We start from the raw sequence: 9,758 nt of genomic DNA on the forward strand, positions 1-9,758 counted from the left end.
TAGGAATAAAATAACTTTCAGAGATTTACAACAACATAAACAAACCATATATGTTCTATAAAGCCTAGGCGTTATTGCCTAGGCTTGAGTTGCTTACTTAATTCAAGGAGTTGATGTAATGCCTGATAATATATTTATTAATCAAATTAAGAACCTGTCATCGTATAAAAATTTGTTAGAAAATATAGAAAAGAAAAACTCTCCTATTGGAATTCATGGTTTATCAGAAGAAAACATTGCTCATATCACATATGGATTAAATCAACACCTAAAAAAACAAATTTTGATTATTACTTACGATGAACTTAGGGCAAAAAAATTAGTAGAAGACTTAAAGTTATTTGTAAGGGACAATGTTGAGTTTTTTCCTTCTAGGCAACTACTATTCTATAGTGTAGATGCATACAGTCATGAGATTTTAAATCAAAGATTAAATGTTTTAGATAGATTAAATAATAATGAGGATATAATTATTGTTACATCAATAGAAGCTGTTCTTAATAAAATCATGAGACCTGAAGTGCTAACTAAATATAATATGGAGTTAGAGATTGGCTCTATAGTAGACTTAGACGAGGTAACAAAAAGGTTTATACTCATGGGTTATGAGAGAGTAGATATGGTAGAAGGGAAAGGACAGTTTAGCATAAGAGGAGGAATAATTGACTTTTATCCACTAGTGGGCACTAATCCCTACAGAATAGAGTTATTTGATGATGAAGTAGATTCAATTAGAGCTTTTGATTTAAAAGACCAAAGGTCTATTGAAAATATTGATAAAGTGTATATATCGCCAGCTAAAGAGTTGATAATTGAAGAAGAGTACATTAATGATATTATTAATGGTATAAACAAAGATATTAATAAGTCAATAAAAAAGCTAGAAAAAAACAAACATATTAAAGCAGAAAAAATAAAGGATAGAATCGATGAAAAATTTAGTGAATATATTGAGTTATTGCAAAATAGACTAAGTATAGAAAATTTAGACATGCTTATTCCATATATTCCTCATGAATTTACTTCTATTATTAAATATTTAAAAGATGATTCTCTTATAATAGTAGATGAGCCACAAAGAATAGAAGAGAATGTAAAGGGAATTGAAAACGATTTTATAAATAAATATACTGACCTTTTTGAAAAAGGAGAAGTGTTATCTAAGCATGAGAACTTATATAGTTTATATGATAATGTATCAAATCACATAAAGGAGAAAGTTTGCATAACAATAACTGCTCTTCTTAAAAACATTCCAAGATTTAAGCCGAAATCAATTATAAACTTTACAGTTAAAGGTATGCAATCCTTTCATAATAAGATTGAATTGTTATCTGATGAACTTAAACAATTTAAATATAGAGGATATAAAGTAATTATATTAAGTGGAGTAGAGGACAGAGGAAAAAGACTTGTTGAAGCTTTAAAAGAAAAAGGGATTGAATGTAATTATGTTGACAATTTAGATAGAGAAATTCTATCCGGTCAAGTTTTTGTGGTTGCAGGTAGTATAAGTAGAGGATTTGAATATCCAGAAATAAAGTTTGCTATTATTAGTGATAAAGAGGTATTTGGAAACTACAAGAAAAAAAGACGTAAAAAGAAAAAACGTAAGGATACAAAGAAAATAACATCCTTTGCTGACTTAAAAACAGGAGATTACGTAGTTCATGAGACCCATGGTATAGGAAGATATATGGGAGTAGAGCAGCTAAAAGTACAAGGAGTAAAAAAGGATTATCTTACAATTAAGTATTCAGGAAATGACAGGCTTTATGTTCCAGTAGACCAAATGAATTTAATACAAAAGTATATAGGTTCAGATGCAGTGAAGCCTAAAGTAAATAAAATGGGCGGTAGTGAATGGACTAAGACTAAAACTAAAGCTAAAAAAGCTATTGAAAATATGGCTAAAGAACTCCTTACACTATATGCAAAACGACAAACATATAAAGGATTTGCTTATTCTAAAGATCAACCTTGGCAAAAACAATTTGAGGACTCATTTCCTTATGAAGAAACTGAAGACCAGTTAAGATGTATAGAAGAGATAAAAGGAGATATGGAAAATCCTAGGCCTATGGATAGACTATTGTGTGGGGATGTTGGGTACGGTAAAACAGAAGTTGCTTTAAGGGCTGTATTTAAAGCAGTATTAGATGGCAAGCAAGTAGCCTTTTTAGTACCAACAACAATATTAGCACAACAACATTATAATACTATGGTGGAAAGGTTCAGTAAGTTTCCTATCAAGATAGGTATGCTTAGCAGATTTAAAACACCGGCGCAACAAAAGAAAATAATAAATGACTTAAAATCAGGAGTATTAGATGTAGTCGTGGGAACCCATAGATTACTTTCTAAAGATATAAAGTTTAAAGATTTAGGATTACTAATTGTTGACGAAGAACAAAGATTTGGAGTTAAACATAAAGAAGCATTAAAGAAAATAAAAGAATCAGTTGATGTATTAACTTTAACAGCTACACCTATTCCTAGAACACTTCATATGTCTATGATAGGTATAAGAGATATGAGCGTTATAGAAGAGCCACCAGAAGAAAGATATCCTGTACAGACATATGTAGTAGAGCATAATCAACAGTTAATAAGAGATGCAATATTAAAAGAACTAAGTAGAGATGGACAAATATATTATGTATATAATAGAGTTCAAGGAATACAAAAAGTAGCTTCAGAGCTAAAAAGATTAGTTCCAGAGGCTAGAATAGCAGTAGCACATGGCCAAATGAGTGAAAGAGAATTAGAAAAGGTAATGATAGAGTTTTTAGAAGGAGAGTACGATATTTTAGTTTGTACTACAATCATTGAAACAGGTTTAGACATACCTAATGTAAATACTATAATAGTAACTAATGCAGATAAAATGGGATTAGCTCAATTGTATCAGCTAAGAGGTAGAGTTGGAAGGTCAAATAGGGTAGCTTTTGCATATCTAACTTATGAAAGAGATAGAGTTTTATCAGAAGTAGCAGAAAAAAGATTAAAAGCTATAAAAGAATTTACAGAGTTCGGTTCTGGATTCAAGATTGCCATGAGGGATTTAGAAATAAGGGGAGCAGGTAATATATTAGGGCCAGAACAACATGGACACATGGCTTCAATAGGTTACGAATTATATATTAAATATCTTGAAGATACAATTAAGAAATTAAAAGGTGAAGAAACCTATGAAGAAGTTGAGACTACAATAGAGCTAAATGTAGATGGATATATACCAGATAGATACATCAGAAATGAAGAGTTGAAAATAGAGATTTATAAAAAGATTTCAGCAATACAGGATAAAGAGGATATATCTGATGTTATAGAAGAAATAATAGATAGATTTGGAGATATACCAAAACAAGTAAACAATCTAATAAGGATATCATATATAAAATCATTGTGTAATAAAGCAAATATAGTTTCTATATCACAAAAAGAAGGGTTTATAAAAATAGAATTTAGTGACTTTGCTAAAATCACTCCTCAATTAATTAATTATCTTGTTGACGGCTTTGGAAGAAGGATGGAATTCGATGTATCTAGAAAACCGTATTTTAAATATAGATTATTAAAGAAAGACCAGAATTATGTACTAGATGCAGTAGAAGAAGTTGTTGGAAAAATTAGTAGTTTCAATGAACAAAAAAATAATATATAATAATAGACAAGTATTGGTCACAAGAAGGAGAGGATAAGATGTTCTTAAGAAGAAAGCTATTAGCTTTAGCTTTAGTTACAATAATGATATTTTCGTTTGTGCTAACCGGATGTAGCAGTGAAAAAGCTGAAAATGAAGCAGTTGCCATAGTAAATGGTGAAAAAATCTTAAAAGCAGATTATGATAAAGAGCTTGATATATATAAAAAGGCATATGAAGCTCAGTTTGGGCCTGATATATGGGCGAAAGATATAGGCGATGGTAGAACCTTTGAACAAGCTATTAAAGAAAAAGTATTAGAGAATCTTATAATCGAAGAGATTATTATACAAAAAGCTGAAGAGATGGAAATAGCAGCTACCGATGAGCAAGCAAAAAAAGAAGTGGAAAAGTATAAAGAAGTTTTTAAAAATGAGGATGACTATAAAAATTTCTTAAAAGAGAGCAATATGACAGAAGAATATTTGACAGAAAGTATAAAAAAAGACCTTACGATTAATAGTTATAAAGAAGAATTCTTAAAAAGTATAGCAATTTCAGAGGAAGACGCTAAAGCATATTTTGAAGAAAACAAAAATTCATATATTCAGATAAAAGCTAGCCATATATTAGTGAATACCGAAGAACAAGCACAAAAAATATTAGCTGAAGTAAAAAATGGTAAAGATTTTACAGAATTAGCAAAAGAAAAATCACAAGACCCAGGAACTGCTTCTGCAGGTGGTGATTTAGGGTACTTCAATAAAGGAGATATGGTTCCAGAATTTGATAGAGTGGCATTTTCATTAGAACCTGGAGAAATTAGTGGTATTGTGAAAACACAGTTTGGATTCCATATTATAAAGGTAGAGGATAGATTAGACAGTTTTGAAGAATTAAAAGAAATAGTTATTGAAGATATGGAAAATCAAAAGTATTCAAATAAACTTAATGAATTAAGAGAAAATGCAGAAGTAGAGATATTTGTAGAATAAAAAACAAAGCACTAAGAACATATTGTTCTTAGTGCTTTGTTTTTTGATTAAGAAAGTATATTTAATGTATAGATTGTAATTAAGTTAAATATACAGGTAGGAGTGAGTGGGAAAAATAGTATTGTTAAATGCATTTGCCAAAACCTAAGAACTAATAGCTAGGAGCTGAGAACTGACTGAAAAGCTACTAACTACTAACTAACAAATCGACGAAGTCGACTTTGTTCTTTTATTTACTACAAATATGACATAAAATTATATAAATCGACTTCTGTACTTAATTACCACTAATGCATAAAATAATCTAAAAAGTTAAATAATAATTACACCGAGGTTTGATGTGAGGTTTAATGTAATCTAATAATTAAGGAGTGAGGATATGAAAGCAACGGGAATAGTTAGAAGAATCGATGACTTAGGTAGAGTAGTAATTCCTAAAGAAATTAGACGTACCCTTAGAATCAGAGAAGGAGACCCATTGGAAATATTTACAGACAGAGAAGGAGAAGTTATTTTAAAAAAATATTCACCAATTGGTGAGCTTAGCGAATTTGCAAATGAATATGCTGAGGCCTTAAATGAATCGACAGGCCATATTTCAATAATTACTGATAGAGATACAGTAGTAGCAGTTGCTGGAGGGTCAAAAAAAGAGTACTTAGAAAAAAGAATAAGTCCAGAACTAGAAAAAATTATTGAAAGTAAAGAAACATATGTGGCAACAGGGACTAGTAAACCTATAAGAGTTTCTTCTAATGAGTTTAACCCAGATGATTATATTAATCAAGTTATAGCACCAATAGTAACGCAAGGTGACCCAATAGGCTCAGTTATTTTAACAACTAAAGAATCTGATGAAAAAATGGGAGAATTAGAGCAAAAACTATCTGAAACAGCGGCTTCATTTTTAGCAAAACAAATGGAGCAATAATATTGAAATTGGTTAGCTCACCTATATGGTGAGCTTTTAATATTTTATTTGCAAATAATAAACTATTCCACATATTATTCCTTTCTGATATAATTATACTAGTTGCTTAATCTATGTTAGTAAAAGTAGGAGGACAATACATGACAAAGGAGAATTTTCTTAAAGGAGCTGCCATATTAGGGATAGCAGGGGTAATAGTAAAAATATTAGGTGCAGTCTATAGAATTCCACTAGCAAACTTAATAACAGCAGAAGGAATGGGGTATTATCAGCCCTCTTATCAAATGTATGCGTTTTTACTTGCTATATCAACTGCCGGATTTCCTACAGCTATAGCAAAACTTGTATCGGAAAAAAGAGCTTTAGGAAATTATAGAGGTGCTCATAAGGTATTCAGGGTATCTTTATTAGCAATGCTTATGGTTGGTATACTAACTTCTTCATTTGTTTACTTTACTGCAGAAAGCATAGTGAAGTTAATAGGTAACACTAATTCATATTATTCATTAGTTGCTTTAATTCCAGCTTTATTTTTTGTGCCTATTATGTCGGCATTTAGAGGATATTTTCAAGGTAGGCAGACAATGACACCTACAGCTTTATCTCAGGTTATAGAGCAGTTATTTAGGGTGATTTTTGGACTGTATTTAGCATATACATTATTAGAAAAAGGCTTGCCAATAGCAGCATCTGGTGCTTCCTTTGGTGCTTCAGCAGGTGCTATATTCGGAACTATAGGAATTTTAATTATATATTTTATAAGAAAAAGAAATATTAGGATAGAGATAAAAAGTAGTTCAGAAGAAGAGTTAGAAAGTACAAATACAATAGTAAAAAGACTTTTATCTATTGCTATACCAATAGCTATAGGGGCTGCAATAGTACCAATAATGAATACTATAGATGCAGGTATAGTAATGAGAAGATTGCAGTTTATTGATTATAGTGAAGTGGAAGCTGCAGAACTGTATGGTCAATTAGGAGGAATGGCTCAAACACTTATTAATTTTCCACAGGTATTTTCACTAGCATTGGCTATGAGTTTAGTTCCAGCTGTTTCTGATGCTTTTGCTAGAAAAAATTATCAAAACATAAAGAGGATAACTCGCTCAGGAGTTAGAGTTACATTACTTATTGGGTTACCAGCAGCTTTAGGACTATATATACTTTCAACACCGATAATTAAATTATTATATTTTAACAATGATTTATCTACTTTAGAGAGCACAGGAGCTATACTTGAAATTTTAGCCTTTAGTGTGTTGTTTTTAACATTAATACAGTCTTTGACAGCTATTTTACAAGGGTTAGGAAAGCCTAGAGTACCTGTTAGAAATCTTGCAGTAGGAGCTGTATTTAAAATAGTATTAACATATATTTTAACAGGAATACCAGAGATAAATATTAAAGGGGCAGCTATTAGTACGGTTGTTGCTTACTTTATAGCATGTATCTTAAACTTTATAGCAGTAGAAAAACATACTAAAACGAAATTTAATTTTATTAATACTTTTATTAAACCTATTATTTCTGTTACTATTATGGTGTTAACTACATGGTTTACGTACCAATATACAATGTCTTTAATAGGAGCCAAATTAGCTACGATTTTAGCTATTTTTGTGGGAGCTATTGTTTATGGCTCAGCTTTATTAATAACAGGAGCTATTACATCTAGAGATTTTGACCTTTTACCTTTTGGTAATAAAATAGCAAGACTTTTAAAAGCAATAGGACTATTGAGAGGGTAAATAAGCTAGGTATAAACCTAGCTTATATTGCTAATTATAACTAATACGGAGGGTTAGAAATGTCAAAGATTAACGTGATAGGTCTGGGACCAGGTAAAGTTGATGAAATGTCTTTAAAAGCTGTAAATACGCTTACAAATGGTTCACCTATTTATTTAAGGACAGAAAGACATCCTGTTACGGATTATTTAAAAGAAGAAGGTATAAAGTATAATTCATATGATTATGTGTACGAACAAGAAGAAGATTTTGATAAAGTGTATGAAATTATTACTGAAGACCTAATAGAAAAGGCAAAGCAGTATGATATTATTAATTATGGAGTACCAGGTAATCCTTTTATAGGAGAAAATACAGTTTTTATATTGAATAAATTTAAAAATGAATGTAAAATAGAAATTGAAGTTATTCCTAGCATAAGTTTTCTTGAAAAAGCAATATCTACCATAGGATTTGATATTAGTAGTGGTTTTAAAGTACTTGATAGTTTATCTTTTGAAGAGTATATGGTGGATATCAATAGTCATAATATTATTTCTCAAGTATATGACCAAATGGTAGCTTCAGAGGCGAAATTGAAGTTGATGGAAGTATATGATGATGATTATGAGATATATATTATTAAAATTTCTTCTAATCAAAATAAAGAAATAGTAAAAATACCATTATTTGAGATAGATAGAATAGATAATTTTGATTATTTTACATATTTGTACATACCAAGAGTAGACAATTCAACTAAAAAAAGATATAATATGAATAATTTGATTAGTATTATGGAAAGATTAAGAAGTAAGAAGGGCTGTCCGTGGGATATGAAGCAAACCCATGAGTCCCTTAGAGAGTATGTATTAGAGGAAGCATACGAAGTTGTAGACGCAATAGACAGTGGAGATATTGATTCATTAGTAGAAGAGTTGGGTGACTTACTTTTACAAGTAGTATTTCATGCACAAATAGGAAGTGAAGAAGGATATTTTAACATTTGGGATGTTACTTCGGGTATATGTGATAAGTTGATATATAGACATCCCCATGTATTTGGAGAAGTAAAAGCAGATGATTTAAACGAAGCAAAATCTACTTGGGACAAGATGAAGGATAAAGAAAAATCTGTTACAAGTTATACTGATAGATTGAAAAATTTACCTAAGAGCTTATCATCTTTAATGAAGAGTTATAAGATACAAGAAAGGGCAGCAGATGTTGGCTTTGATTGGGATAGTATAGATGGAGCTATTGATAAAGCTAAAGAAGAATATAAAGAGTTAATACAGGAATACAACAATAAGGATAATGATAAGATTGAAGAAGAGTTGGGAGATTTGTTGTTTGCTATTGTTAATGTAGCTAGATTTCTTAAAATAAATCCAGAAGTAGCTTTAAATAAAACAATTAATAAATTTATAGAAAGATTTGAGTACATAGAAAAGGAGAGTGTTAAACAAGGAAAGGATTTAAAAAGTATGAGTTTGGAAGAAATGGATTTGTTATGGGAACAAGCTAAGACACAAAAGAACAAAAAATGATAAAAAATCCCTTCAAAAAAGAGGATTTTAGACAAAAACATAGAATATGCTATACGTATAAAATCTATATTAATAAATATAAGGAGGTAATTTTAGTGAACAAATCAGAATTAATTACAAGCATTGCAGAAAAAAGTGGTTTAACTAAAAAAGACGCAGAAAGCGCATTAAACGCATTCATGAAAAGTGTAGAAGAGGCTTTAACTAGTGGGGACAAGGTTCAATTAGTTGGATTTGGAACTTTCGAAGTTAGAGAAAGAAAAGCAAGAAAAGGTAGAAACCCAAGAAACCCACAAGAAGTTATCGATATCCCAGCTTCAAAAGCGCCTGTATTCAAAGCTGGTAAAACATTAAAAGAAGCTGTAAATAAATAAGAAATCAGGTCAATTGACCTGATTTTTTATTTAATGTCGAAAATTTATGTCTACGCTGTTTTGTGACAATCTTTTTACTTTAAATATCAACTGTAAGAGATGGGAGGATAGTTATGAGAATAGACAAGTTTTTAAAAAATTCCAGAATTATTAAAAGAAGAACAGTTGCAAAAGAAGCGTGTGAACAAGGTAGGGTTTTAGTAAATAATAAAGAAGCTAAACCAGGAACAGATGTAAATGTAGGAGATATAATAGAAATTAACTTTGGTAACAGAAATGTTACGATAGAAGTATTAGAGATACTTGAACACGTACCAAAGGATAAAGCACAGGACTTATATAGGGTAATTAAGAATTGATTTAGCCATTAGCTAATAACTAGTATCCAATATTAAAAAAGCGAGCTTTGCTCGCTTTTTCATTGTCTAATAAAGTATATTTACTGTATAGCTTGTAATTAAGTTAAATACAGGTTTGAAAGGCAGAAAAAATGTTTATAGAATTATTATCGAAAAGCGAAAGGCGAACAGCG

At 30.3% G+C, this 9,758-nt stretch carries 7 protein-coding genes; all 7 read left to right on the top strand.

All coding sequences use genetic code 11. From position 1 onward, the window contains the following. The first annotated feature begins 118 nt into the window (after positions 1-118). The gene (gene mfd / locus L21TH_RS08230; RefSeq protein ID WP_006313886.1) at positions 119-3,667 is read left to right on the top strand and encodes a transcription-repair coupling factor; all 3,549 of its coding nucleotides are present in this window, start codon (positions 119-121) and stop codon (positions 3,665-3,667) included. A 38-nt stretch (positions 3,668-3,705) separates the two neighbouring features. After that, positions 3,706-4,641, top strand: a complete 936-nt coding sequence (locus tag L21TH_RS14955; protein ID WP_006313888.1) for a peptidylprolyl isomerase — start codon at positions 3,706-3,708, stop codon at positions 4,639-4,641. Positions 4,642-5,020: 379 nt separating this feature from the next. Continuing rightward, positions 5,021-5,572 carry a stage V sporulation protein T gene (spoVT, locus tag L21TH_RS08240; RefSeq protein WP_006313890.1) on the top strand — a complete coding sequence of 184 codons (552 nt, stop codon included), beginning with the start codon at positions 5,021-5,023 and terminating at the stop codon, positions 5,570-5,572. A gap of 140 nt (positions 5,573-5,712) precedes the next feature. After that, a complete protein-coding gene (locus tag L21TH_RS08245; RefSeq protein ID WP_006313892.1) occupies positions 5,713-7,323 on the top strand; it encodes a putative polysaccharide biosynthesis protein in 1,611 nt (536 codons plus the stop codon). A 59-nt stretch (positions 7,324-7,382) separates the two neighbouring features. After that, positions 7,383-8,852, top strand: a complete 1,470-nt coding sequence (gene yabN, locus L21TH_RS08250; RefSeq protein WP_006313894.1) for a bifunctional methyltransferase/pyrophosphohydrolase YabN — start codon at positions 7,383-7,385, stop codon at positions 8,850-8,852. A 95-nt stretch (positions 8,853-8,947) separates the two neighbouring features. After that, the gene (locus L21TH_RS08255) at positions 8,948-9,226 is read left to right on the top strand and encodes an HU family DNA-binding protein (protein WP_006313896.1); all 279 of its coding nucleotides are present in this window, start codon (positions 8,948-8,950) and stop codon (positions 9,224-9,226) included. A 113-nt stretch (positions 9,227-9,339) separates the two neighbouring features. Then, the gene (locus L21TH_RS08260; protein ID WP_006313898.1) at positions 9,340-9,585 is read left to right on the top strand and encodes an RNA-binding S4 domain-containing protein; all 246 of its coding nucleotides are present in this window, start codon (positions 9,340-9,342) and stop codon (positions 9,583-9,585) included. The last annotated feature ends 173 nt before the right edge of the window (positions 9,586-9,758 follow it).

This window comes from Caldisalinibacter kiritimatiensis (assembly GCF_000387765.1).
Classification (GTDB): Bacteria; Bacillota; Clostridia; order Tissierellales; family Caldisalinibacteraceae; genus Caldisalinibacter; species Caldisalinibacter kiritimatiensis.